Annotated in this window: 24 protein-coding genes; 18 read left to right on the top strand and 6 right to left on the bottom strand. The window is 50.8% G+C overall.

The genetic code is table 11. The features are described from left to right. Positions 1-86 precede the first annotated feature (86 nt). The 16 genes from rpsF (at position 87) to rlmH (ending at position 15,508) form a co-directional block, all read left to right on the top strand. Positions 87-374, top strand: coding sequence for a 30S ribosomal protein S6 (gene rpsF / locus ACTVDO_RS02470; protein ID WP_020961643.1), 288 nt, complete (start codon positions 87-89; stop codon positions 372-374). A 29-nt stretch (positions 375-403) separates the two neighbouring features. Further along, positions 404-898 (top strand): single-stranded DNA-binding protein, encoded by a 495-nt coding sequence (gene ssb / locus ACTVDO_RS02475; RefSeq protein ID WP_020961642.1) that lies wholly within the window; start codon positions 404-406, stop codon positions 896-898. 285 nt (positions 899-1,183) lie between these two features. Further along, complete coding sequence (gene rpsR, locus ACTVDO_RS02480; RefSeq protein ID WP_020961641.1) at positions 1,184-1,420, top strand: 30S ribosomal protein S18; 237 nt, start codon at positions 1,184-1,186, stop codon at positions 1,418-1,420. An 81-nt stretch (positions 1,421-1,501) separates the two neighbouring features. Next, positions 1,502-2,428 carry a YybS family protein gene (locus ACTVDO_RS02485; RefSeq protein ID WP_020961640.1) on the top strand — a complete coding sequence of 309 codons (927 nt, stop codon included), beginning with the start codon at positions 1,502-1,504 and terminating at the stop codon, positions 2,426-2,428. Positions 2,429-2,474: 46 nt separating this feature from the next. After that, the gene (locus tag ACTVDO_RS02490) at positions 2,475-4,451 is read left to right on the top strand and encodes a DHH family phosphoesterase (RefSeq protein WP_442900975.1); all 1,977 of its coding nucleotides are present in this window, start codon (positions 2,475-2,477) and stop codon (positions 4,449-4,451) included. Further along, positions 4,448-4,897: a 50S ribosomal protein L9 gene (gene rplI / locus ACTVDO_RS02495; RefSeq protein ID WP_020961638.1), complete on the top strand. Its 450-nt coding sequence runs from the start codon at positions 4,448-4,450 to the stop codon at positions 4,895-4,897. Before ACTVDO_RS02490 ends, rplI begins: the two co-directional genes overlap by 4 nt. Before the next feature lie 94 nt (positions 4,898-4,991). Beyond that, positions 4,992-6,356, top strand: coding sequence for a replicative DNA helicase (gene dnaB, locus ACTVDO_RS02500; RefSeq protein WP_020961637.1), 1,365 nt, complete (start codon positions 4,992-4,994; stop codon positions 6,354-6,356). A gap of 146 nt (positions 6,357-6,502) precedes the next feature. Next, the gene (locus ACTVDO_RS02505; protein ID WP_020961636.1) at positions 6,503-7,789 is read left to right on the top strand and encodes an adenylosuccinate synthase; all 1,287 of its coding nucleotides are present in this window, start codon (positions 6,503-6,505) and stop codon (positions 7,787-7,789) included. Between the two features lie 183 nt (positions 7,790-7,972). Next, positions 7,973-8,686 carry a response regulator YycF gene (gene yycF / locus ACTVDO_RS02510; RefSeq protein WP_020961635.1) on the top strand — a complete coding sequence of 238 codons (714 nt, stop codon included), beginning with the start codon at positions 7,973-7,975 and terminating at the stop codon, positions 8,684-8,686. 6 nt (positions 8,687-8,692) lie between these two features. Beyond that, complete coding sequence (gene walK, locus ACTVDO_RS02515) at positions 8,693-10,522, top strand: cell wall metabolism sensor histidine kinase WalK (protein WP_020961634.1); 1,830 nt, start codon at positions 8,693-8,695, stop codon at positions 10,520-10,522. Then, the gene (locus ACTVDO_RS02520; RefSeq protein WP_020961633.1) at positions 10,515-11,843 is read left to right on the top strand and encodes a YycH family regulatory protein; all 1,329 of its coding nucleotides are present in this window, start codon (positions 10,515-10,517) and stop codon (positions 11,841-11,843) included. Before walK ends, ACTVDO_RS02520 begins: the two co-directional genes overlap by 8 nt. Beyond that, the gene (locus ACTVDO_RS02525; protein WP_020961632.1) at positions 11,830-12,612 is read left to right on the top strand and encodes a two-component system regulatory protein YycI; all 783 of its coding nucleotides are present in this window, start codon (positions 11,830-11,832) and stop codon (positions 12,610-12,612) included. Before ACTVDO_RS02520 ends, ACTVDO_RS02525 begins: the two co-directional genes overlap by 14 nt. 6 nt (positions 12,613-12,618) lie before the next feature. Beyond that, the gene (locus tag ACTVDO_RS02530; protein WP_023817796.1) at positions 12,619-13,413 is read left to right on the top strand and encodes an MBL fold metallo-hydrolase; all 795 of its coding nucleotides are present in this window, start codon (positions 12,619-12,621) and stop codon (positions 13,411-13,413) included. 101 nt (positions 13,414-13,514) lie between these two features. Further along, a complete protein-coding gene (locus tag ACTVDO_RS02535) occupies positions 13,515-14,732 on the top strand; it encodes a S1C family serine protease (RefSeq protein WP_020961630.1) in 1,218 nt (405 codons plus the stop codon). Positions 14,733-14,795: 63 nt separating this feature from the next. Next, the gene (locus ACTVDO_RS02540) at positions 14,796-14,945 is read left to right on the top strand and encodes a CxxH/CxxC protein (RefSeq protein ID WP_020961629.1); all 150 of its coding nucleotides are present in this window, start codon (positions 14,796-14,798) and stop codon (positions 14,943-14,945) included. A gap of 83 nt (positions 14,946-15,028) precedes the next feature. Beyond that, positions 15,029-15,508: a 23S rRNA (pseudouridine(1915)-N(3))-methyltransferase RlmH gene (rlmH, locus tag ACTVDO_RS02545; RefSeq protein WP_020961628.1), complete on the top strand. Its 480-nt coding sequence runs from the start codon at positions 15,029-15,031 to the stop codon at positions 15,506-15,508. Positions 15,509-15,664: 156 nt separating this feature from the next. Here the strand turns inward: rlmH and ACTVDO_RS02550 are convergent, their stop codons facing one another. From ACTVDO_RS02550 to ACTVDO_RS02565, 4 genes are all read right to left on the bottom strand, one after another. Beyond that, the gene (locus ACTVDO_RS02550; RefSeq protein ID WP_020961627.1) at positions 15,665-16,429 is read right to left on the bottom strand and encodes a glycosyltransferase family 8 protein; all 765 of its coding nucleotides are present in this window, start codon (positions 16,427-16,429) and stop codon (positions 15,665-15,667) included. Between the two features lie 219 nt (positions 16,430-16,648). Further along, positions 16,649-17,578, bottom strand: coding sequence for an NAD-dependent epimerase/dehydratase family protein (locus ACTVDO_RS02555; protein WP_442900976.1), 930 nt, complete (start codon positions 17,576-17,578; stop codon positions 16,649-16,651). A 179-nt stretch (positions 17,579-17,757) separates the two neighbouring features. Beyond that, entirely contained in the window at positions 17,758-18,780 is a 1,023-nt protein-coding gene (locus tag ACTVDO_RS02560) for a GGDEF domain-containing protein (RefSeq protein ID WP_442901099.1), read from the bottom strand. Positions 18,781-18,786: 6 nt separating this feature from the next. Beyond that, positions 18,787-18,996 carry a hypothetical protein gene (locus ACTVDO_RS02565; RefSeq protein ID WP_442900977.1) on the bottom strand — a complete coding sequence of 70 codons (210 nt, stop codon included), beginning with the start codon at positions 18,994-18,996 and terminating at the stop codon, positions 18,787-18,789. Positions 18,997-19,605: 609 nt separating this feature from the next. On the opposite strand from ACTVDO_RS02565, the gene ACTVDO_RS02570 reads away from it, so the two are divergent. Next, on the top strand, positions 19,606-20,760 hold the full coding sequence (locus ACTVDO_RS02570) for a glycerate kinase (protein WP_020961624.1): 1,155 nt from the start codon (positions 19,606-19,608) through the stop codon (positions 20,758-20,760). 44 nt (positions 20,761-20,804) lie between these two features. Here ACTVDO_RS02570 and manA read toward each other — a convergent pair whose 3' ends face one another. Together manA and ACTVDO_RS02580 are read right to left on the bottom strand one after the other, a co-directional pair. Next, entirely contained in the window at positions 20,805-21,767 is a 963-nt protein-coding gene (manA, locus tag ACTVDO_RS02575; RefSeq protein ID WP_020961623.1) for a mannose-6-phosphate isomerase, class I, read from the bottom strand. Between the two features lie 175 nt (positions 21,768-21,942). After that, a complete protein-coding gene (locus ACTVDO_RS02580) occupies positions 21,943-23,469 on the bottom strand; it encodes an FAD-dependent oxidoreductase (RefSeq protein WP_442900978.1) in 1,527 nt (508 codons plus the stop codon). A gap of 185 nt (positions 23,470-23,654) precedes the next feature. Here ACTVDO_RS02580 and ACTVDO_RS02585 point away from each other — a divergent pair, with 185 nt between their 5' ends. Beyond that, a complete protein-coding gene (locus tag ACTVDO_RS02585; protein ID WP_020961621.1) occupies positions 23,655-25,022 on the top strand; it encodes an ATP-binding protein in 1,368 nt (455 codons plus the stop codon). Positions 25,023-25,198 lie beyond the last annotated feature (176 nt).

Genomic DNA, 25,198 nt, shown 5'->3' on the forward strand with positions numbered 1-25,198 from the left:
GTGGTATAATCAACGAATGTGAGTAATGGTTATTGCTCCTTGCCCTTCAGTGGAAGGGCCGTTTAGACCAAAAGGAGGTGACGAGCGTGAGAAAATACGAAATTATGTACATCATCCGCCCGAATATGGACGATGAAGCGAGACAAGCTGTCATCGAACGGTTCAACAACATCTTGAAGGAGAACGGTGCGGAGATTACGAATGTGACGGATTGGGGCAAACGCCGCTTAGCCTATGAAATTGAAAAATACCGCGACGGCTATTACATGATCCTCAATGTTATGGCAGAACCGCAAGCGGTGCAAGAATTCGACCGTTTAGCGCGCATCAGCGAAGACATTATCCGTCATATCGTCGTGAAAGAAGAAGAATAATTTTTCGTATATGTTAAGAGGTGGTTCTGATGATTAACCGTGTCATTTTAGTCGGCAGGTTAACGAAAGATCCGGAGTTGCGCTACACTCCAAGCGGAGTGGCTGTTGCCACATTTACGCTCGCGGTCAACCGCCCGTTCACGAACCAGCAGGGCGAGCGGGAAGCTGACTTTATTCAATGTGTCGTCTGGCGCCGCCAAGCGGAAAACGTCGCCAACTTCTTGAAAAAAGGAAGCTTGGCCGGAGTGGACGGCCGGCTGCAAACCCGCAGTTATGAAAATCAAGAAGGACGGCGCGTGTATGTAACGGAAGTGGTGGCTGATAACGTCCAATTTCTTGAGCCAAAAGGAAGCAACGAGCAGCGGGGGGCAGCAGCAGGCGGCTACTATGGGGATCCGTTCCCATTCGGACAAGATCAGAACCACCGTCATCCGAACGAAAAAGGATTTGGCCGCATCGATGAAGATCCTTTCGCCAATGACGGCCAGACGATCGATATTTCCGATGATGATTTGCCGTTTTAACGGGTTTCCAAAAGAAGTCTCCCATCCTCAAGGAATGTGCAGGGCGCAGCCCAATGAGTACGTGGGAGATGAATGTCGGTTGGCTTTATCAAAAAAGAGGGAATGAGACAGTTAGGCGTAGTCTAACGTCTACCAGAACCGTGGGGCACACGGGGATCGCTCGGTCAACTTCCCATCATGAGAAGGGATTACCCGAGAAGCCCCCACCGCTAAGCGAAGCGTAGGTGGGGGGAGTATGTCACCGAATTACCTGAACAACTAGAAAGCAGGAAGGAGGAAATAGACATGGCAGGACGGAGAGGCGGTCGTGGCAAACGCCGCAAAGTATGTTATTTCACAGCAAATAACATTACACACATCGACTACAAAGATGTTGATTTGCTGAAAAAATTCATCTCCGAACGCGGCAAAATTTTACCGCGCCGCGTAACGGGAACGAGCGCGAAATATCAGCGCAAACTGACGGTCGCGATCAAACGCGCGCGCCAAATGGCGCTCTTGCCGTACGTTGCGGACGAGTGAGTCAAAAAAAAAGCAGTAAGGGGGACCTTACTGCTTTTTTCTATGTAAGCCGGCTAAAATAGTTGGAAAGGGGAACGTTCATTGCGGAAAACGCACGCTCTCACCGAAGCAGCGATTGAACTTGCACTGTTTGCCGTTTTGTTTCTGCTCGCATTATACGTACCGTTCATCGGGGTTATCGCTGTCTTATTTTTGGCGCTTCCGTTTATGGTGTTTACGATGCGTCACGGACTCGCTTCCGCTTGTTTGCTGCTCATCGCGTCCCTTGTTGTTTCCGGTCTCATCGGCTCACTTTTGTCGCTGCCGATGGCACTTATGTTCGGAACCGTTGGCATAGCGGTCGGCGCGATGCTGGCGAAAAAGAAAAACCGTTACCTTGTTTTGCTCGTCGGCGCGCTTGTGTTTTTAGTCAACATTGTTCTTGACTATGTCATTTCAATTCAGTTTTTGCAAGTTGATATGATCCAAGATACGCTGGCGCTAGTACGTGAATCGTTTGATACAGCAATGCGCGTGATGGAAGGAATGGGCCAAGAGCCGCCAGCGGAGATGCAAAAACAGTTGGAACAAGGAATTGAATTGATCGGCTACATGATTCCGACATTGTTTGTCATCGCTTCATTTGCCCTTGCTTATGTGACGATTGTCGTTTCGTTGCCTATTCTGAAGAGGCTGAAGCTCCCGGTCGGCACGTGGCCGCCGTTTCGTGAGCTCTCTTTGCCGAAAAGCGTGTTATGGATTTACATTCTGGTGCTCGTCTTTTCTTTATTTCCGATTGAAGAGGGGACATTCCCATACATCGCTGTATTGAACATCTCATATGTGTTGCAGCTCGCCATGATTGTGCAAGGATTTTCGTTTTTGTACTATGCTGCTTACAAAAAAGGCATCGGGAAAGGCGTTGTAGTGGCGGGGACGGTTATTTGCTTATTCCTGCCTTTTCTACTTTATCTTGTGGCGATATTCGGTATAATTGATGTAGGATTTGATTTGCGCCGCCGCATATAATAATTGGATAAGGTGAGCCATTTCTTCAGTGTAGGAGCTGACTTGAATGTCCCATTTTTATGAAAGGAAAGCGTACCGCTACCCGTCCTATGCGTTAGCCGCTCTGGCGGTGCTCATGGCCGTTGGCTTGTTCTATTTTCAATGGCTGCTTGGGCTGATCGGTCTCCTCGGTGTCGGGTTTTTGCTTTACTACGTCATTTGGTCGCAACGCTCTTTACACAAGGAGCTGGAACAATATATTTCCAATTTGTCGCACCGGGTAAAAAAAGTCGGCGAGGAAGCGTTGATGCGGATGCCGATCGGCATTATGCTCATCGATGAGGAAGGCGAAATCGAATGGTCAAACCGGTTTTTGGCGACTTGCTTTAAAGAACAGACGTTAGTTGGGCGCTCGCTCGCTGAACTTTCCGAGCCGTTGGCTGCCTTTGTGAAAAAAGGAAAAACAGATGAAGACATCATTGAACTGAATGGAAAACAGCTGAAAGTGATCGTCCGCCGCCATGAACGGCTTCTTTACTTTTTCGATGTCACCGAGCATATGGAGCTGAGACGGCGGTACGAGGCGGAGCGATTAGTGTTGGCGATTATTTTTCTCGACAATTATGATGAGATTACCCAGGGAATGGATGATCAGGCGAAAAGCCAAATGAACAGCCTTGTCACGTCCGTATTAAACCGCTGGGCGAACGATTACGGCATCTTTTTAAAACGGACGTCGTCCGACCGATTTATTGCCGTGCTGAACGAGCATACATTGACCCAATTGGAAAAAAGCAAGTTCTCGATTTTGGACGAAGTGCGTGAACAAACGGCAAAACATCAGGCTCAGCTTACGTTGAGCATCGGTATCGGCGCCGGCGTATCCTCGCTTCCGGAGCTTGGGGCGCTTGCCCAATCGAGCCTAGACTTGGCGTTAGGGCGCGGCGGCGACCAAGTGGCGATTAAGCAAGGAAACGGAAAAGTGAAATTTTACGGCGGCAAGACGAACCCGATGGAGAAGCGGACGCGTGTCCGCGCCCGTGTCATTTCTCATGCGCTTCGCGAACTGATCGCCGAAAGCGATAAAGTGCTCATTATGGGTCACAAATATCCGGATATGGACGCACTTGGGGCTGCCATAGGCATTTTGAAAGTCGTCCAATCGAATCAAAAAGAAGGATTCCTTGTCATTGACGCGGCGAAAACGGATGCCGGGGCGCAGCGGTTGCTTGAGGAAATGAAAAAACAGGCCGAGTTATGGTCAAGATGCGTCAAGCCGGAACAGGCGCTTGAACTCGTAACGGAAGATACGCTTCTGATCGTGGTTGATACGCATCGGCCGTCGCTCGTCATTGAAGAGCGGCTGTTGTATCGCACCGACCATATTGTCGTCATTGACCACCATCGCCGCGGCGAAGAATTTATCGAGGCACCGATTCTCGTCTATATGGAGCCATACGCTTCATCGACGTCTGAGCTCGTCACGGAGTTGTTAGAGTATCAGCCGAAACGGGTAAAATTATCGATGCTGGAAGCAACGGCGCTGCTCGCCGGCATTGTCGTCGATACGAAAAGCTTCACACTCCGCACCGGTTCGCGAACGTTCGATGCGGCGTCGCATTTGCGCGCCCAAGGGGCGGACACGGTGCTCGTGCAAAAGCTGCTGCGGGAAAGTGTGGCCAATTACGTCAAACGGGCGAAGCTGATTGAGCGGGCAGCGATCGATGAGCATGGCATTGCCATCGCCAAAGGAGACGAGAGCGAAGTACATGACCAAGTGCTAATTGCACAGACGGCTGATACGCTTCTCACGTTAAGCGGTGTTGTCGCTTCGTTCGTCATTTCCAAACGGGCTGACGGAACAGTCGGCATCAGCGCCCGCTCGCTCGGTGATGTCAATGTGCAAGTGATTATGGAGCGGCTTGGCGGAGGCGGGCACTTAACGAATGCCGCCGCCCAGTTGTCCGGGGTGACAGTCGGGGAGGCGGAGCGGCAGCTTCGTGAAGCTATTCATGACTATTTTGAGGGGGGTAAGCCAGCATGAAAGTCATCTTTTTAAAAGATGTAAAAGGAAAAGGAAAAAAAGGGGAGATCAAAAACGTCGCTGACGGTTATGCGAACAACTTTTTGTTCAAACAAGGGCTGGCCATTGAAGCGACGCCAGCGAACTTAAAGGCGCTCGAAGCGCAAAAGCAAAAGGAACAGCGCCAAGCGGCGGAAGAGTTGGCCAATGCCAAAACGTTAAAAGGGCAGCTTGAGAAGCTGACGGTGGAAATTGCGGCGAAGGCGGGCGAGGGCGGTCGTTTGTTTGGCTCGATCACGAGCAAGCAAATCGCCGAGGCGCTGCAAGCCCAACACGGTCTGAAGCTTGATAAGCGGAAAATCGAGCTTGACGATGCCATTCGTGCGCTCGGATATACGAACGTGCCGGTGAAGCTTCATCCGGAAGTGACGGCAACGTTAAAAGTACACGTGACGGAACAAAAATAACGGTCACGGTTCATCCTAGGATGCGAAGATGCCCCCGCCCGCTGCGGCGGGGCTTCCTTGCTTATCGGCTAACAGGGGAAAAGGTGGTGAAACGATGAGCGAACTTTTTTCTGAACGAATTCCTCCGCAGAGCATTGAAGCCGAGCAGGCTGTGCTTGGCGCCGTGTTTTTAGATCCCACTGCGTTAACGCTCGCTTCGGAAATATTAATTCCAGAAGATTTTTATCGCGCCGCCCATCAAAAAATTTTCCACGCCATGCTTCGTGTCGCCGACAAAGGCGAGCCGGTCGATTTAGTAACCGTGACAGCGGAACTCGCCGCTTCCGAGCAGCTTGAAGAAATCGGCGGCGTTTCCTATTTAAGCGAACTCGCCGACGCCGTGCCGACAGCGGCTAATGTCGAATATTACGCCCGCATTGTGGAAGAAAAATCGGTGCTTCGCCGCCTCATCCGCACGGCGACATCGATCGCCCAAGACGGGTACACAAGGGAAGACGAAATCGATCTTCTGCTTGATGAAGCAGAACGGAAAATTATGGAGGTTTCCCAACGCAAGCATTCGGGCGCTTTTAAAAATATTAAGGATGTTCTCGTTCAAACGTACGACAACATTGAAATGCTCCATAACCGGAACGGAGAAATTACTGGCATCCCGACCGGATTTACCGAGCTTGACCGGATGACGTCCGGTTTCCAGCGGAGCGATTTCATCATTGTGGCTGCCCGGCCGTCGGTTGGGAAAACAGCGTTTGCCTTAAACATTGCGCAAAATGTGGCGACGAAAACGAACGAAAATGTCGCCATTTTCAGTTTGGAAATGAGCGCCCAGCAGCTGGTGATGCGGATGCTTTGTGCAGAGGGCAACATCAACGCGCAAAACTTGCGTACGGGTAAACTGACGCCGGAAGATTGGGGCAAGCTGACGATGGCAATGGGGAGCTTATCGAATGCCGGTATTTATATTGACGATACGCCGAGCGTCCGTGTCAGCGACATCCGCGCCAAATGTCGTCGGCTGAAACAAGAAAGCGGTCTTGGCATGATTGTCATCGACTATTTGCAGCTCATCCAAGGAAGCGGGCGCAGCAAAGAAAACCGCCAGCAGGAAGTGTCGGAAATTTCCCGCTCGTTAAAGGCGCTCGCCCGTGAGCTCGAAGTGCCGGTCATCGCTTTGTCGCAGCTGTCGCGCAGCGTCGAGCAGCGCCAGGACAAGCGGCCGATGATGTCTGATATTCGTGAATCCGGAAGCATTGAGCAAGATGCTGATATCGTCGCCTTTTTGTATCGCGATGATTACTATAATAAAGATTCCGAGAACAAAAACATCATCGAAATCATCATTGCCAAACAGCGTAACGGCCCGGTCGGGACGGTGCAGCTCGCTTTTATCAAGGAGTATAATAAGTTTGTCAACCTAGAGCGCCGCTTCGATGAAGCGCAAATTCCGCCGGGGGCATAAAACGGCGCGTTCATCTCTTCGTTGCCTCGGTTAATAAACGAATAAAAGTACTTATAATCGTTTTTAATGTTCGTGTTTCATTGACTTTATGCCGGAAAACTGATACACTTACAATGTTTAGACCGAGGAAACTGGAGGTGCTCGCCATGTCGTCAGTTGTTGTTGTCGGCACACAGTGGGGCGATGAAGGGAAAGGAAAGATTACGGACTTTTTATCGGAAAATGCGGAAGTGATTGCCCGATACCAGGGAGGAAACAACGCTGGCCATACGATCGTGTTTAACGGGGAAAAGTATAAACTGCATTTAATCCCGTCGGGCATTTTTTATAAAGACAAAGTTTGCGTCATCGGCAACGGGATGGTTGTCGACCCGAAAGCGCTCGTCGCTGAGCTTTCGTATTTGCATGAGCGCGGCGTTTCAACCGATAATTTGCGCATCAGCAACCGTGCCCACGTCATTTTACCGTATCATTTGAAATTGGACGGGCTCGAGGAAGAACGGAAAGGCGCCAACAAAATCGGCACAACGAAAAAAGGAATCGGGCCCGCCTATATGGATAAAGCGGCGCGCATCGGCATCCGCATCGTCGATTTGCTTGACCGTGATGTGTTCGCGGAAAAGTTGGCCCGCAATTTAGAAGAGAAAAACATGTTGTTTGAAAAAGTGTACGGGGTCGAGGGATTCCGGCTTGAGGATATCTTCGAAGAATATTACGAATATGGCCGGCAAATCGCAAAGTACGTTTGCGATACGTCAGTCGTATTGAACAACGCACTCGATGAAGGGCGTCGCGTCTTATTTGAAGGGGCGCAAGGTGTCATGCTTGACATCGATCAAGGGACGTATCCGTTTGTCACGTCTTCCAACCCGGTGGCCGGCGGGGTGACGATTGGTGCCGGTGTCGGCCCGACGAAAATCAAGCATGTCGTCGGAGTGGCAAAAGCATATACGACGCGCGTCGGCGACGGGCCGTTCCCGACCGAGCTGCACAATGAAATCGGCGACCGCATCCGCGAAGTCGGCCGCGAATATGGGACAACAACCGGCCGCCCACGTCGCGTCGGCTGGTTTGACAGCGTTGTCGTCCGTCATGCCCGCCGGGTGAGCGGCATTACCGACTTGTCGCTCAACTCGATTGACGTCTTGACCGGCATTGAAACGTTAAAAATTTGTGTCGCCTATCGCTACCGTGGCGAAGTGATCGAGGAATTTCCAGCTAGCTTAAAAGTATTGGCTGAGTGTGAGCCGATTTATGAAGAGCTGCCAGGCTGGATGGAGGACATCACGGGTGTGAAAAGCCTCGATGATCTGCCGGCGAACGCCCGCCATTACGTCGAGCGCATTTCCCAGCTCACCGGCATCCCGCTCTCGATTTTCTCTGTCGGCCCGGATCGCTCGCAAACGAACGTCGTCCGCAGCGTCTACGCATAAGCGGTTGGCGGCGACAGGAAACAGGCATAGATGCGTCTGCGTCTATGCCTGTTTCATCGTTTTGGAGCGGGGATCGACCGAACCGCCCCTCAAAATGGTAATCGGCAAAGGGTGATTTCGTTTTCGTAACATGGTAAATTAGTAATGATAGCATTCCATCGCAAAAGGAAGGATGTGAGCGAGATGGAAAAACGCATTTTAGTTGTTGATGATGAAAAACCGATTGCGGATATTTTGCAATTTAACTTGCAAAAAGAAGGATATGAAGTCATTTGCGCCTACGATGGTGAAGAAGCGTTGCAAAAAGTCGAAGAAACAATGCCGGATTTAATTTTGCTCGATATCATGCTTCCGTTAAGAGACGGCATGGAAGTGTGCCGCGAAGTGCGGAAAAAATATGATATGCCGATCATTATGTTGACAGCGAAAGATTCCGAGATTGATAAGGTGCTCGGCCTCGAGCTCGGGGCAGACGATTATGTCACCAAACCGTTCAGCACGCGCGAACTGCTGGCGCGGGTCAAAGCAAACTTGCGCCGTCATGTGCAAACGACCTCCCCGGAAGAAGGGGAAAACGAAACAAACGAAATTGTTATCGGTCCGCTTGTCATCCGCCCGGACGCGTATGTCGTACAAAAACGGGGGGAGACGATTGAGTTGACCCACCGCGAATTTGAACTGCTCCACTATTTGGCGAAACATATCGGCCAAGTGATGACGCGTGAACACTTGCTGCAAACGGTCTGGGGCTACGACTATTACGGCGATGTGCGCACGGTCGATGTGACGGTAAGGCGGCTGCGCGAAAAAATCGAGGACAACCCTTCCCATCCGTCATGGATCGTCACAAGGCGGGGGGTCGGCTATTATTTGCGCAATCCGGAACAGGAGTCATGAGCCGGCATGAAAAAGGTAGGGCCATTTCGTTCGATCCATTTTAAGTTTGTCATTATTTATGTGTTGCTCATTCTCATCGCCATGCAAATTATCGGCGTGTATTTCGTTCGCAAACTGGAAACGGAGCTTGTGCAAAACTTCAAAAATTCGTTGAACGAACGGGTGACGCTGCTTGCTTATAACGTTGAGCAGGCGATGAACCGGGAACGGGATGAGAAAAGCCTGACATTAGAAGAAGACATCCGTTCGCTTCTTCATGATTTCGTTTCCCAAGACATTTCCGAAGTGCGCGTCATCGATGAGAAAGGGAAAGTGTTGGCGACATCGAATCCGTACATGCAAAATATCGTCGGGAAGCGGACGACAGAGATTTATGTGAAACGTTCGCTCGTCACCGGTGAACTTGTCGACCGGATGTTGCTTGATCGGAAAACAGGCTATCGCATGTACATCTCCTCGACTCCGATCAAAACGGGCGGGGAAGTCAAGGGGGTTATTTACGTCATTGCCTCCATGGAAAACGTCTTCTCACAAATGCGGCAAATCAACATGATTTTGGCGACCGGGACAGGGATCGCTCTCGCCATTACTGCTGTGCTGGGCATCTTTTTGTCGCGTACGATCACCCGGCCCATTTCCGATATGCGTCGGCAAGCGCTAGTGATGACGAGGGGGGATTTTTCCCGCAAGGTGAAAGTGTATGGCTACGATGAAATCGGCCAGCTGGCGATGACGTTCAACAATTTGACCAAAAAGCTGCAGGAAGCGCAGGCCACGACAGAAGGGGAGCGGCGCAAACTTGAGTCGGTGCTGACACATATGACCGACGGTGTCATCGCGACTGACCGCCGCGGCCGCGTCATTCTCATTAACGATGCCGCGATCAATATTTTGAATGTTTCACGTGAAACAGTGCTGTCGAGTTCGATCGTCGATGTGCTTGGCATCGCCGACCAATATACGTTTGACACGCTGCTCGAGGAGCGCGATTCGCTCATTTTGGATTTCAGCACGGATGACGAACTGTATATTTTGCGTGCGTCGTTGTCCGTCATTCAAAAGGAAGGCGGGTTTGTCAACGGGTTGATCGTCGTCTTGCACGACATTACCGAACAGGAAAAAATCGATCGCGAGCGCCGGCAGTTCGTCGCCAATGTGTCGCATGAGCTGCGCACGCCGTTGACGACGATGAAAAGCTACTTGGAAGCGTTAGCTGATGGCGCTTGGCAAGACAAGGAGATTGCACCAAGGTTCATTCAAGTGGTGCAAAACGAAACCGAGCGGATGATCCGGCTTGTCAACGATTTGCTCCATCTGTCGAAGCTCGACAGCAAAGACTATAAACTGAAGAAAACATGGGTCAATTTTTCGGCTTATTTTCATAAAGTCATTGACCGGTTTGAGCTGACGAAAAGCGACAATATCAAGTTCATCCGCAAAATTCCGCGCGAGGCGATTTTCGTTGAAGTGGATGAAGATAAAATTACACAAGTGCTGGACAACATTATTTCTAACGCGTTGAAATACTCTCCCCAAGGCGGAACGATCACGTTCCGCGTTCGTGAGTTGGCCGATGAAATCATCGTCAGCGTCAGCGACGAAGGAGTCGGTATTCCGAAGGCAGATTTGGCGAAAGTTTTCGAGCGCTTTTATCGGGTTGATAAGGCGCGGTCGCGCAAGTTGGGTGGCACCGGCCTTGGCCTGGCCATTGCCAAAGAAGTCGTGCTTGCCCACGGCGGGACGATTTGGGCGGAAAGCAAAGAACATAAGGGGACGACGATTTACTTTACGTTGCCGCTAGAACGAGAACAAAAGGATGACTGGTACGATGTATGAGGCGATTAAAACCGTCGTGTTGACATTGCTCGTGCTGATCAGCATTACGTTGACGTTCGTTTTATGGACATACCATCCGAAATATGACGTGCTGCAAAACGACGAGTACATTCAGCACGTTTCCGTGAGCAACACGCAAGTCGATACAGCGATGGTCGTGCAGCCGAAGCAGATGCTCATCCATAAAAATGGCGCCCATTATGCCGTAACCAAAGAAGAAGAAAAAAGTGAAGCGCTGAAAGAAATGAAAAAGTGGACGCTTGACGATTTTGAAAACATTTCATCCTCCGTTCCGCCAGGAAAGTTTTTGTCATTTTTAAACGGCAAGGAGCGGCTGGAAGTGATTTATCCAGATGAAGTGCCGATTGACATATACCGGTTGATTTTTATGGTGGAGGATAAAGGGTTGGACGGTTTGTCATTTGACCGTATCCTCGTCCCACTTGAAGGAGAGGACAAGTTTCCGGTGTACTTTATCGCGACGGACAAACACAAAATTTATAAGGCAATCGCCAGTGACGCGTCGCAGGAAGTCATCAGCAGGCTGGCGAAAGAGGCAAGCCGCTTTCCCCGCTATTTTGCCTATCCGGTCAGCGAGACAAAACAGCTTTATTTGCCGGAAAACGAAGTGGCGCTCAGCAGCTTGCAATATTATACCGATGAACTAGATGTCGATAAATTTAAAGAGGCGCTATTTAGTGACCCGAGCTTTGTCAAAAAAGACTTGATTCCGTTTGGCGAAGAATATACCGATGGTTCACGGCTGATGGACGTTGATTTTCTCCAGCGCATGCTGTTGTATGTCAATCCGGCCGCGCGCGTCTCCAACATTAGCCAAACCAAATCGGAAACCCACCTCATTCAAAAAAGCATCGATTTTGTCAACGAACATGGCGGCTGGACTGATCTATACCATTTTGCCCGTTGGAGTGAAGAAGACCGGAAAGTCATTTTCCGTCTTGTTGTGAACGGCTATCCGGTTTTTAACGAATATGGCATGTCAGAAATCGTGGAAACGTGGGGAGCGAGCGATTTAATGAAATACCAGCGCCCGCTTTTCCGTCTTGAAATTGCTGACCGCAATCGTACACCGAAAACCTTGCCGTCCGGCCGCGCTATTGTCAAACAGCTCGAAAAAAGAAAAGACATCCGCAAAACGCTCGTGAAAGATGTCGCTATCGGCTACGAGCTCGTCAAAGATCCGGAACGGGAAAAGGTGATTCGACTTGAACCGGCGTGGTTTTATTTGTATGGGCAAACGTGGAAAAAGGTGAACGTTGACGGGGAGAGCGGAGGAGGGGGAACGAATGGATTGGAGTAAAACAAAGACGATTTTTATTATTGTGTTCCTCATCCTTGATTGCTTTTTAGTCTATCAGTTTATGGAAAAAAGAAATAGCAGCCAGTTGGATGTCATTTTGGAAACGACGATTGAAGAACAGCTCGAGGCGAACGGCATTACGTATGTCGATTTACCAAAAGAGGTGACAAAAGCGGCGTATGTTAGCGGCAAAAGCCGCTCATTTACCAGTGCTGATACGAAAAAACTGTCTGGACAAAAAGTAGAAGTTGAAGGGGAAACAAAGTTAAAAGGGACGTTCACCCATCCGGTCGCTTTAAACGTCGAAGACCCGTACCAACTGCGTGAGTTTTTACAGCGCTACATCTTAAACGGGAAACAATACACCTTTTGGTCATTTGACAAAAGGAAAGGCACGGTGATTTGTTACCAAGTGTATGACGGGAAAGTGATTTATGGCAACGAAAACAGCAAGCTCGTTATTCACGTCAACGAGCAGCGGGAGGCGCTGTCCTATGAACAGACGATGCTGGATGACTTGGAAAAATACGAGCGGAAACAAGATATCGTTCCAGCCATTAAGGCCATTGAGACGCTGTATCGGAAAGGGCATTTGCAGCCAGGAGACCGTGTCACGAAAGTCGAGCTTGGCTACTATGGCCTCGTCCAGTTTACCGCTTCGCAAGTCCTAACGCCGACATGGCATATCGTCGTCAACCGGAAAGAAGACTATTTTGTCAATGCGTTTGAAGGGCAAGTCATTACGGATCAAGGAAATGTGCTGGAGTGAAAACGAATGACAATGCGATTTAGTGTACTGGCCAGCGGCAGCACCGGCAACGCCTTTTACGTCGAAACGAACCGCCAGCGCCTGCTCGTCGATGCCGGACTGAGCGGCAAACAACTCGAGCAGCTGTTTGCCGAAATCGACCGCCATCCGAAGCAATTGGATGCGTTGCTTGTGACTCATGAGCATAGCGACCATATTAAGGGGCTTGGCGTCCTCGCCCGCAAGTACCGTTTACCGGTTTATGCGAATGAAAAAACGTGGCAGGCCATGGGACAGGCCATCGGCGACATCCCGTCCGAGCAAAAGTTTGTCTTTCCGCTCGGTGCGGTGAGAACGTTCGGTGATGTCGACGTTGAGTCATTTGGCGTTTCCCATGATGCAGCTGAACCGATGTTTTACGTCTTCCACTATGGAGGAAAAAAGCTCGCCTTGCTCACCGATACCGGCTATGTGAGCGAGCGGATGAAAAAAACGATCGAAAATGCTGATGTCTTCGTATTTGAAAGCAACCATGATGTCGGGATGTTGCGAATGGGGAGGTATCCGTGGAACGTTAAGCGCCGCATTTTAAGCGACGTTGGCCATATTTCGAATGAAGAAGCGGGTCTGGCGCTTGCTGATGTAATTGGCGAACGGACGAAACAAATTTATTTGGCTCATTTAAGCCAAGATAACAATATGAAAGAGCTGGCGCGTATGACTGTGGCGCAAACGCTCGAACAGAGGGGGCTGGCGGTCGGTGCCGGCTTTCGTTTGTACGATACCGACCCGCGCAAGGCGACTGCGTTAGCGTATGTGTGACGGTCGTTTTGTCTAAACTGAGGGAAATGCGTTTGTTGGATTTTTTCACCTTTTCATGATTATAATGAGGGATGGAGACGAATGCGGAAAGGGTGGTGAGCATGGGATATTACGATGACCATTACGAATCGCGTGAGCAAATGAAGCGGAAACGGCGCAGCGGTTCGTTTGTTTCTGCCCTTGTCGGCGCCATACTGGGCGGACTGCTCGTCCTCATGTCGATCCCGGCGCTTTCCCGTTGGGACGTCCTCCCATACGATGTCGTGCCGCCACAAGGCAGGGAGGAAGAACGGGGCGGAGAAAACGGAGCTCCCCCCATCCGGCAAAGTGTTTCTGTTGATGTGACGACAGCGGTGACGACAGCGATCAATCAAGTGTCCGAGGCGGTCGTCGGCGTCGTCAATATCCAACAGGCGGGCTTTTGGTCGCAAGGAGGCGAAGAGGGCGTCGGATCGGGCGTCATTTACAAGAAAGCCGGGGGACGGGCGTTTATTGTGACAAACCACCATGTTGTTGAAAACGCGAGTCAGCTGGAAGTAAGCTTAAAAGACGGGACGAGGGTGCCGGCGAAGCTGCTCGGGAGCGATGTGCTCATGGACTTGGCCGTATTGGAAATTGACGCGAAGCATGTGAAAAAGGTGGCTGAGTTCGGTGACTCCGATGCCGTGAAGCCGGGCGAGCCGGTCATCGCCATCGGCAACCCGCTCGGCCTGCAGTTTGCCGGGTCGGTGACACAAGGCATCATTTCCGGGACGAACCGGACGGTGGAAGTTGACTTGGACCAAGATGGCGCCCCGGATTGGAATGCGGAAGTATTGCAGACCGATGCGGCTATTAACCCGGGCAACAGCGGCGGCGCTCTCGTCAACATCAAAGGACAAGTCATTGGGATTAATTCGATGAAAATCGCTCAGGAAGCAGTGGAAGGCATTGGATTTGCCATCCCAATCAACGCAGCCATCCCGATCATTTCCGATTTGGAGAAATACGGACAAGTGCGCCGCCCATACATGGGCGTGGAACTCCGCTCGCTGAGCGACATTCCATCGTATCATTTGCAGGCGACACTTCATTTGCCGCTGAACGTGACGGAAGGGGTGGCGGTCATCCAAGTCGTGCCGATGTCGCCAGCTGCGCAGGCAGGCTTGCAGCAGTTTGACGTTATTGTGGCGCTTGATGGGGAAAAAATTCGCAACGTGCTTGACTTGCGCAAGTATTTGTATACGGAAAAATCGATCGGCGATCGAATGGAAGTCACGTTTTATCGTGATGGGGAAAAGCGGACGGTCACGATGAAATTGGCGCGCGAGTCGTATTAAACCAAAACAGTGGAGGGAGCGGAAACGCTCCTTCTTTTTTCCACAAGGAAAGGGGCGGAAACAATGATATTCACATGTGAAGAACATATTGATGTCGCCATTGACGAATATGTGGAGGAGACAGAACAGGCGCCCGATATCTCACCTGTGGATAACAACGAAAGACCGTGTTGGTTTTGCGGAAAAAAAGCTGTATATGTAGTAGGGAACTAATGTTTTCGCACAATATGTGGATATGTATTGTGTATATGTGGATAACTATTGTTGATAAGTTGTTTGCAAGGTGGGGATGACATGTGCATATTTGCATTGCCGCTGTGGGCAAATTGAAGGAAAAATATTTAATTCAAGGGGTCAATGAGTACACAAAGCGCCTGTCTGCGTATGCGAAAATAGAGATAATCGAAGTCGCTGATGAAAAAACTTCCGAGCGGGCTAGCGAACTTGAGGAAGAGCAAGTTAAGCAGCGTGAGGGCGAGCGGCTGCTGGCGAAAATCCCGCATGACGCCTATGTCATCGCGCTCGCCATTGAGGGGAAGATGAGATCGTCCGAGCAATTTGCGGCCCGGCTTGACGAACTTGCCACTTACGGCAAAAGCAAAATCGTTTTTGTCATTGGCGGCTCGCTCGGGTTAAGCAAACAAGTGATGGCACGTGCTAACGAGGCGCTGTCGTTTTCGAAAATGACGTTTCCTCATCAGCTCATGCGCCTCATTTTGCTTGAGCAAATTTACCGCGCGTTTCGGATTAATCGGGGGGAACCGTACCATAAATAAAATTGAAAAGCCTAAGTATTGGAATTCAACGGTCTACATGTTTTGATAAGGCACAGTATGGGGCGTCATGGATGGTCCGGTGATGTATGCTGTTTGTCCGATAGAGCGGGGCGGAAGAAAGGGCGCCTTCTTTTTCATCTGTTGCCGTTTTAACGCCTATTCCCAATCCACCTTTTTTCGATACTTAAAATATTGCTTGGCGAGTGGATGGCCGGTGTCCCACGGTTTCTTCCGGCCGGTGAAATGGATGATAACCGGCTTTGTGTGCAGGCGTGGAAGCTTGATATGGCCTGTTGTATAATTCCACTTTGGATGCAAAGGCAGCCATTTGTCATACAAAACGGCATTTAACGCATCTTGGTCGGGGTGAACAAGTTTTTCCGGATGCGTTTGAATGAACTCGAACACTTTAGAGGAGATGTGGTGTTCCCGCCATTTCTCTACATTGATTAATAAAACGCCGGAGTTAAAGTAATGGTACCCGTCCGGAATAAGCAAGTCATTTTTTCTTCCTTGAGCGTCGACGCTCTCGACAGCAGCGACGAAGCAATCGTCAATGTTTGTCTCCCATAGTTCGGAAATATCTTTTTTGACAATGAGGTCGCAGTCAAGATAAAGCACTTTTTTGACTTCCGGACCGAGCAGGTCTGGAATGGCAATCCGGTAATACATTTCTTTTGTAATATAATTTGTTTCTTTTAACTGAGTAAAAATCGGGTCGGTAATCGGCAAAAAAATGGATTGCTGTTTGTAGCTGTTGACGATTTTTTCGATATTCTGTTTGTTTTTATCAGATAACGTTTCGTATAGTATATAAACGATAACTGGATATTCAGACGTTTTGTTGACGAACAATGATGTCAGCATGACCCCAAGGGGCAAAGCGTAGGCGTCGTTTGTCGCTGTGACAAGATGGATCAACTTCCCACCACCTTATGGGACTGATTCTCTTCTCCTCCTATATACATATGAAAAAAGAATCATTTATGTTCGAACGATGCGGCTAGCGCCCGCAGGAAAAAAAGATGCCGGAGCCTGGCGGACGGCAATGTTCCACACAAACGGAGAGGTGGATTGTTCGTTCGACAGTCCCGATTGGAGAAAAGACCGCTCACCTTTGTCGGAAGATGGCGGTCTTTTTCATTTGGTGAAGTTGTTTGACCGATAGAAACGCACCGTTTCTGCTAACCCGGTTTCTAGATCGTATTTCGGCAGCCAGCCAAGCTGACGGTTGGCCTGTTCCGCGTTCAATCGGCTATGACGGATGTCTCCTGGCCGTTCGGGATGGTAAAGACAGCGGATCGGCGATGGAAAGAAGGAAGCAATGAGCGCCGCCAGCTCGTTGATTGTCGTTCCTTGATTCGTGCCAATGTTGAACGTATTGTTATCCCCCTTCGTTAAAGAAAGTACGTTCGCCCAAGCGACGTCTTTGACAAATACAAAATCGCGCGTCTGATTGCCGTCGCCGAATATAACCGGCGGTTCCTTGGCAAGCTGTTTACGGATGAGCGCCGCCACAACGCCGCCTTCATTTTTGGCAGATTGCCGCGGCCCGTATACGTTGGCGTATCGCAATATCGTATACGTAAGGCCGTAATAGCGGTGAAAAAGGCGGATATACAGCTCGCCCATCTGCTTCGAGGCAGCGTAAAAGGAGGTGGGCCTGACGGGGGACGATTCGGTGATGCTCGTGTCGCCGGCATCGCCGTAAACGGCACAGGAGGACGCGAAAATGATTTTTTTCACGTTATACTTTACACAGCAATGAAGGACGGTTAAGGTGCCGAAAATATTGATTAAAGCATCAGCGGACGGATCGGCAATGGAGGCGGGGACGGACGTTTGCGCTGCTTGGTGGATGACATAATCAGGTTTTTCATGGGCGAACACAGCGTCGACATCGGTTTGGGATAAGAGATCGACATGATGCCATTTTGCCTCCGGGTGAAGAAACGCCGCCGATCCTGTAGAAAGGTTGTCGATGACCGCCGAATCATAACCTGATTCTACTAGCAAATCGACAATATGGGAGCCGATAAACCCACAGCCGCCTGTCACCAAAACCTTCAATAGTTCCCCCCCTTTTTATCCCGGCCATCCAGAACGGTTTTGCCACCGGCAAGTAATAAAGAATTTTGTTTCGGCAGGGCGGTCAAAGATGGTCCCGTTTTCTAGTTAATGTATGAAAACTTCATCGTTTTTGCACGGGACAAACGGCGCATGAGGGAAAACGAAAAGGAGTTGCTTCATTACGCAACTCCCCCACACTGGGCCGATACTTTATTTTTGCCGCTTTCTTTCGAATGGAGCAATAAGTGATCGGCGTAGACGTACGCCTTTTCGATTGATATCGCTTCTCCTGTTTGAAAAAAGTAAAGGCCAAATGACGACGTGTAAGCAACCGGACGCTTGGCCGCTCCGTCATCGACCAGCACGGTGCTATGGCGTACGGTTTCCCGTATCCCCTCGACAAGCTGGACGCTTTCCTCAAATGTGCGGTGGCGCAAAAACATGGTAAACTCTTCTCCGCCGCTACGGAACAAAAAATCATCTTCGTTAAGGAACTGTTTTAATGTCAAGGCAAAGTGGCGAATGACTTCATCGCCGACGGCGTGGTTGTACGTATCGTTAATCGCTTTAAAATTGTCGATATCGGCGACGACAACACCAATCCATTCTCCTGTTTTGTTTAACTTGGCAATCGTCTGATCCATGTAGGCGCGGTTATGAACGCCGGTCAGAAAGTCGGTATACGCCATCCGTTCAAAATGGTCGCGCTCTAGTTTATGCTGGATGCTTTGCGATTTGGAAAAGAACGAGCGGCTGACGAAGTAATTGAGCAAAAACAAGCTCAAAAGCATATCCCACCGCTGCTCCTGCAAAAAGAGAAATAACAGGCCGTTCGTCAGCGCGGTTTTTCCCATATCCGTCCAGCTTCTTGTCTTAATAAAATCCAGTGCCTCACGCTGTGTCCGAATGTCGCCGGTTATATAAAAAATCATAATCAGACAGCAGTCAGTTAAAAAGGAAACGATGATGACGAGCAGAAAAATAAGCAACCAAAAGCCGATGAACGGAATAGGACGAAACAGTGGATGAAGGAAATCGTATAAGGCAAACGCCAGTGAATTGAATGTCACAAAAGAACCGATGTTGTACAACGTGTGCAGCCATTCGTCGGATTCCGCTGTTTTCAAGTATTTTTTTGTCATATGTTCAGTCAAGCGAAATAATGTTTCAAAAATAAGCAGCCCGAGTGGGCCGGCAAACAGGGCAAACTACAAGCTGTAATTGATGCCATAGTCAACCGGAATATTGTTTTTCGTTTTGTCAACGACGCGCAAGTGGGAATACAGGCTAGAAAACAGCCAGTAAAACAGCAAAGCGGTCATATATGGGCGATCGAAGAAAGTTGGTTTTGACACAAAGGCAACGGTGATCGACAAGAAAAAAACGGCAAAAATAATCGGTCGTGCTCGGAGTAACATCTCGGCTCTCTCTCCTATGATCTGACCTCTGACAACTTCATCGTTGGCGAAGTGATGCCAAAAAGAGGATGGCCCTCCTATTTCCGTAGTTTCGAAACACGGTATGGGTCATTGGAAAACAACGGTGGATAACGAATCTAGAAGCCACTGTTTTGGCATCGTCCACATATTCTCAATTAGAACAAATAAACATCTAGCTAAATCTATTATAGTACTATGTACATAATTCCGAAAATAGAAAAAATAGTGTTCACGTCCACTTTTTTTCCACAAAATTTGACAATTATTGAAGGATATTTGCCTCCGATTGTGTCCCATCCCTCGGAAAACAAGGTAGCTGGACATCGATTGTTTCGTATATAATATGGACAGCGAAAAGGACAGGGATCGGGTGCGATTGTTTTCTTCAGTACAGCCGGCACAACGTTATAGTTGCCGGCGACTGTCCTTGGCCATTGGCCGTATGGGAGCGTCGTCCAAATGACAGCGGAAACGGCCGAACGGGAAAAGAACGGCTCAACGTTATGCCATGTGAGCGGCCGGTCGGTTCGGTATGGAGAATGGTTTGGGTGTGTTTCGCTTTGTTTCATAACGTGAGGAGGGAAAAAGATGAAAATTGTTATCGCCCCGGATTCGTTTAAAGAAAGTCTCTCAGCGCTCGAAGTCGCTGAGGCGGTCGAGCGCGGGTTTCAGGCGGTGTTTCCGCAAGCCGAATATGTGAAAGTGCCGATGGCTGACGGCGGAGAAGGGACGGTGCAATCGCTTGTGGATGCGACCGGCGGCCGCGTGGTGGAAACCGAAGTGACCGGGCCGCTCGGTGAGCCGGTGCGGGCGTTTTTCGGCTTGCTTGGCGACGGGAAGACAGCGGTGATTGAGATGGCAGCCGCCTCGGGATTGCATCTTGTCCCGCGCGACCGGCGCAACCCGTTAGTGACGACGACGCGAGGGACAGGGGAACTGATCCGAGCCGCCCTTGATGCCGGTGCCACCCACCTGATCATCGGCCTCGGCGGCAGCGCGACAAACGACGGCGGGGCCGGCATGGTGCAGGCGCTTGGCGGACGGCTTTTAGACCGCGACGGCCGCGACATCGGTCCGGGAGGCGGGGCGCTCGCTCATTTGCAGTCGATCGACTTGTCCGGGCTCGATCCGCGTCTGGAGGGCGTCCGCATTGATGTCGCGTGTGACGTCGACAATCCGCTCACTGGACCGAAAGGCGCGTCCGCCATTTTTGGCCCGCAAAAGGGGGCGACACCCGATATGGTCGCGGTTCTCGATCAGAACTTGGCGCACTATGCTGATGTCATCAGCCGCGAACTCGGCAAACAAATCGGCGCCATCCCAGGCGCCGGTGCGGCCGGCGGTTTAGGCGCGGGGCTGCTTGCGTTTCTGCCGGCTGAATTAAAGCGTGGCGTCGAGATTGTGATCGAAACGGTCCAACTTGCTGAACGCATTAAAGGGGCGGATCTGGTCATCACCGGTGAAGGGCGGATCGACGGGCAGACGATATTCGGAAAAACACCGATCGGCGTCGCCAAAACAGCGAAGCGGTTCGGCGTCCCGGTCATCGGCATCGCCGGATCATTAGGCGACGACAGCGCGGTCGTCTTAGACCATGGCATTGACGCCCTTTTTACGATCGTTCCCGGCGTCATTCCGCTCGAGAAAGCGTTTGAGCAGGCGGAACAGTATGTGACACAAACAGCGCGGCATATCGCCTCTGTGTACCGTCTTGGCCAAATAGGAAAAGACTCTTCCCGTTAATATTTTAGACAAAAAGAAGAGCCGGTCCGTTCGTACCGGCTCGTTTATTTACCCGTCCGCGGCCAGGAGGCAATGGCTTCGAGTACACCGCGAATCGCAAACAGGCCGAATTGGTGCGGTAAGATGAAATGATCGCCTTTGCGAAGCGGGTATATCCGTCCTTCGTGGACGAGCTCACCTTCGCCTTCGAGGATGCTGATGATGAGAAACGGTTTCGTCTGCTCTGATTCGAGCACATCGCGGATCTCCCATTTTTGGACGCCAAAGTAGTCGCCTTCTACGAATGTCGTCACGGTCGCACCCGGGACTTCGGCGACATGAGGACGGACGTCGGTGTCGCGATGCGGGACAGTGGTGACGTCAATCGCTTTCTCTAAGTGAAGCTCCCGCTTCCGCCCTTGGCTGTCAACGCGGTCGTAATCATAGACGCGGTATGTCGTGTCCGAGCTTTGCTGCGTTTCAAGGACAAGCGTCCCTTCACAAAGGGCGTGAATCGTGCCGCTTGGGACATAGAAGAAGTCGCCGGGGCGGATCGGCACTTTCCGCAGCAAGCGCTCCCATTCCCCCGCCTCCATCATGGCGCGCAGCTGCCCCTTCGTTTCGGCATGGTGGCCGTAAATAAGTTCAGCGCCCGGCTTGCAGTCGATAATGTACCAACATTCCGTTTTGCCGAGCTCCCCGCCTTCGTGCGTTTTTGCGTATTCATCATCCGGGTGGACTTGAACGGACAAGTCGGCGTTGGCGTCTAAAATTTTCGTCAGCAATGGAAAGCGATCCGATGGAAAATGGCCGAACAAGTCGCGGCGCTCTTCCCAAAGCTGTCCGAGCGTCATCCCTTGAAACGGTCCGCGGGCGACGATCGTCTGCCCGTGCGGGTGGGCCGATACAGCCCAACATTCCCCCGTTTGTGCCGATGGAATATCGTAGCCGAACCGCTCAGCAAGCTTTGTGCCGCCCCAAATGCGCTCCTGGAAGACGGGAGTGAGAAAAATCGGTTCTTGATACATATCGTTTCCCCCTCCAAACACGGTAGAAATTACGGTGACCCCGCTTTCATCTTACCATGAAATATACTGTCGGCAAACGAAAATGATGAGAGGATGCAAACGTATGATCCCACTCCCTGTTAGGAGCTAAAGTGAACATGTCGCCTCCACACGCCGCCGCAAAGACGGCAGCGCGTCAAGGCGATTCATCGAGTTCAAGGCGTTTCAACGGCTGTTTCGCTGGTCCTTCGACGACATCACCGTCGATCGAAAAACGCGAGCCATGACATGGGCAGTCCCACGTCTTGTCGCCGCTGTTCCATTCGAGTTCGCAGCCCATGTGGGTGCACGTCGTATCGACGACATGAAGTGTTCCGGCCTCGTCTTTGTAGGCGCCAGCCCGTTTCCCGTTGACGGAGACGACCGCCCCTTCCCCGCGCGCCAAGTCTTGCGGCCGGCGGCCGGCCGCCTCGATTTTCCCTGCGACCAAGTGTTTGGCGACATCGAGGTTCGTCGTGAAAAATTGCCGCACACTCGGGTCGGCGTAAAAGCGCGACGGGGAGTACAAGTCGCGATACCGGTTGTCGCGGCCAAGAATGAGGTCAGACAGCAACATCCCCGCGGCGGTTCCGTTTGTCATGCCCCATTTCCGGTATCCTGTCGCGACATAAATATGCGGCGTATCGGCCGTCATCGGACCGATATACGGCATTTTATCAAGTGTCGTCAAGTCTTGGGCCGACCAACGGTAACGAATGTCTTTCACCGTAAACAGCTGTGAGGCAAACGAAGATAGCGCCTCATAATGACGCATCGTCGGCACCCCTTGGCCGGTCTTATGGTTTTCTCCGCCGATGAGAATAAGCGTCTCCCCATTCGCCGCTGCAGAACGGACCGAGCGCTTCGGGTCGTCGGCGCTTAAATACATACCGCCCGGGTACGGCTCGGCGGTCGTCACTCCCAATACGTATGACCGTTCAGCATACATACGGGAAAAGTAAAATCCGCCGTCGTAAAATGGAAAATGGGAACAGACGGCGACATGGCTGCATTCAACCCGCTTTTTGTCGCGCGTCACGACGGACAGCCGCTCCCCTTGCTCGATGTCGGCGACTGGCGTGTATTCGTAAATGGCGCTCCCCGCTTGTACCAGGGCATCGACGAGTTTGACTAAATATTTCAGCGGATGAAACTGGGCTTGCCGCTTCATGACAACTGCCGCTTTAACCGGCAGCGGGAGCGGGATCGACTCAACGAAAGCCCCATCAATGCCGAGCCGTTCGTACGCTTCCCATTCTTTCACTAATTTCTGAAACGATGAGGAAGACGTCGTATAAATATAGGCGTCTTGTTCGCAAAAATCACAGTCAATCCGGTGCTGTTCAACCGTGCGGCGAATGAAGCCGAGCGCATCCATACAGGCGTCATAATACAATCGTGCCTTCTCCGTGCCAAAGTGGTTCAGAAATTCATCATACACCAAATCATGCTGGGCGGTCAGTTTCGCCGTCGTATGACCGGTCGTTCCATTCAGCAGCCGGTCCGCCTCGAGGAGGGCGACGCGCACGCCTTGTGTCGCCAACAAATAAGCCGTCGTAATACCGGAAATGCCGCCGCCGACGACCGCGACATCGACAGCAATGTCTTCCTCGAGTTTCGGAAAGGACGGAAGCGGAACAGAATCGCGCCAGTACGGTTCAACAGTAGAAGGAAGGAATGACATAAGTATGCCTCCTCGCATGCCAAAATTGTCTTCTGTAGTTTGCTCTTTGCCATGGTCAGCTATTCCACATATCCACAACCATTTTCTTTTTTTGGCAGCCATCCGCAAGGAGAATAAAAGATGGTACAATAGAAAAAAAGAGGTCAAAACTGTTTTGTAAAAATAATGTTAAAGGAAGATCAGGAATGAATAAATATACAAATTCGTTCCATGAACGCGCCAACGCGATAGCGGACAGTTGGATTTTGGAGCATTACAGCTTAAGTGAACTCAACTTTGAGACGGTCAGCCATTATCGGGAACGGTTCGCCCGCGTAAAACCGAACCATCCATGGAACGGGCTTGAGACAAAAGAATTTTTATACAAAATCGGCGCATGGGGAAAGCTGCGGGACAGCAGCAAAGAAGGGCTGACGCTCGCCGGCCTGTTGATGTTCAGTGAGGAGCGGATCATTACCGAGGTGCTGCCGCAATACTTTTTAGAGTACCGGGAGCATGCTGGTGCAAAGGAAACGGGTTGGACGAAGCGGTTCACCTCGCAGGACGGGACGTGGTCCGGCAATGTGTACGACTTTTATTTTCGCGTATCAGCGGAGCTAGAACGGCATGTTTGGCTTGAGGAAGGGCGCGCTCTGCTCAGTGAGGCGCTTGCCAACGCCATTGTTCATGCCGATTACGGGGAAGAAGGCGGCATTACCGTTGAGAAAGAAGATGGGGCGTTTCGATTTGCCAATCCGGGGCGGTTCCGCTTGCCGGTCGAAGCTGCTATAGCCGGACAAATGAGCAATTTACGCAACCCAAATATCTTTAAAATGTTTTTGTTGATCGATGTTTGCAAGCGGGCCGGATCCGGTCTGAAACGAATGCATGATAAGCAAGAACGGGCGCTTGTCCAACCGGTTGACATCTCGCAACAAACGAATCCGGACCGTACGGTCGTTACGTTATGCCCGTTGTTATTTCCAGCTGAGATGAGCGCCGCAATGGAAACAGAAATAGCCGAATCATTGCAACAGCCTGAACAACAATGGACGGAACAGGATGGACAGGGGATCGAGGAGAGCTTCGGAAATAACGAACTTAACTCCATAAATATAAACAAAAGCTCCGTTATTAACGAACCTAACTCCGTAAACAACAGCCCGAACTCCGTAAAAAAGGATGCGAACTTCGTAACTAAATCCCTTAACTCCATAAATAACGAACCTAACTCCGTAAATAATCTGTCAAGCTCCGATAGTAACGAAATAAACGTCTGTGACATAGATGGCGAAGAGGAAGAGGAGAAGATCGATGAACGGTTATGGAAGATGGCGGAATTGGCACGTCGAAAAAAGCGGTTGGCCCCGACGGTGATGGAAGAGATGATTGTCCGCTTATGCCGCGAACGGCCGCTGCGGCTGAAGGAATTGGCGGCGCTGCTTGAACGGACGCCGGACGGGTTGCGCAACAACTATTTAGGGAAACTATTAGAGAAAGGGAAGATTCGTCTAAAGTATCCCGACCAGCCGAACCATCCGCGCCAGGCGTACATCGGCGTCAAGGAAAGATGAGGAGGAAGCGCATAAGCCGGGATTCATTTGGGCGGCTGCAAACAAAAGAAAAGGAAACGGGTGTCCGGCGTGGGACACCCGTTTTGAATAGTTTGAACAGTTCAGGAAATGATCGAGATTGCCCATCGGCATCCTATTTTGTACAATAGGAAGCACAGGCGAAGAGGAACGGAGCG

It is taken from the genome of Geobacillus sp. BK01 (assembly GCF_052220245.1).
In the GTDB taxonomy this organism is placed as follows: Bacteria; Bacillota; Bacilli; order Bacillales; family Anoxybacillaceae; genus Geobacillus.

Bases quoted from the DNA above. Each gene is read 5' to 3' on its own strand.
- ssb (WP_020961642.1), top strand. From the start codon at position 404: ATGATTAACCGTGTCATTTTAGTCGGCAGGTTAACGAAAGATCCGGAG.
- rpsR (WP_020961641.1), top strand. From the start codon at position 1,184: ATGGCAGGACGGAGAGGCGGTCGTGGCAAACGCCGCAAAGTATGTTAT.
- ACTVDO_RS02490 (WP_442900975.1), top strand. From the start codon at position 2,475: ATGTCCCATTTTTATGAAAGGAAAGCGTACCGCTACCCGTCCTATGCG.
- rplI (WP_020961638.1), top strand. From the start codon at position 4,448: ATGAAAGTCATCTTTTTAAAAGATGTAAAAGGAAAAGGAAAAAAAGGG.
- dnaB (WP_020961637.1), top strand. From the start codon at position 4,992: ATGAGCGAACTTTTTTCTGAACGAATTCCTCCGCAGAGCATTGAAGCC.
- ACTVDO_RS02505 (WP_020961636.1), top strand. From the start codon at position 6,503: ATGTCGTCAGTTGTTGTTGTCGGCACACAGTGGGGCGATGAAGGGAAA.
- yycF (WP_020961635.1), top strand. From the start codon at position 7,973: ATGGAAAAACGCATTTTAGTTGTTGATGATGAAAAACCGATTGCGGAT.
- walK (WP_020961634.1), top strand. From the start codon at position 8,693: ATGAAAAAGGTAGGGCCATTTCGTTCGATCCATTTTAAGTTTGTCATT.
- ACTVDO_RS02520 (WP_020961633.1), top strand. From the start codon at position 10,515: ATGTATGAGGCGATTAAAACCGTCGTGTTGACATTGCTCGTGCTGATC.
- ACTVDO_RS02525 (WP_020961632.1), top strand. From the start codon at position 11,830: ATGGATTGGAGTAAAACAAAGACGATTTTTATTATTGTGTTCCTCATC.
- ACTVDO_RS02530 (WP_023817796.1), top strand. From the start codon at position 12,619: ATGACAATGCGATTTAGTGTACTGGCCAGCGGCAGCACCGGCAACGCC.
- ACTVDO_RS02535 (WP_020961630.1), top strand. From the start codon at position 13,515: ATGGGATATTACGATGACCATTACGAATCGCGTGAGCAAATGAAGCGG.
- ACTVDO_RS02540 (WP_020961629.1), top strand. From the start codon at position 14,796: ATGATATTCACATGTGAAGAACATATTGATGTCGCCATTGACGAATAT.
- ACTVDO_RS02565 (WP_442900977.1), bottom strand. From the start codon at position 18,996: ATGTTACTCCGAGCACGACCGATTATTTTTGCCGTTTTTTTCTTGTCG.
- ACTVDO_RS02570 (WP_020961624.1), top strand. From the start codon at position 19,606: ATGAAAATTGTTATCGCCCCGGATTCGTTTAAAGAAAGTCTCTCAGCG.
- manA (WP_020961623.1), bottom strand. From the start codon at position 21,767: ATGTATCAAGAACCGATTTTTCTCACTCCCGTCTTCCAGGAGCGCATT.
- ACTVDO_RS02580 (WP_442900978.1), bottom strand. From the start codon at position 23,469: ATGTCATTCCTTCCTTCTACTGTTGAACCGTACTGGCGCGATTCTGTT.
- ACTVDO_RS02585 (WP_020961621.1), top strand. From the start codon at position 23,655: ATGAATAAATATACAAATTCGTTCCATGAACGCGCCAACGCGATAGCG.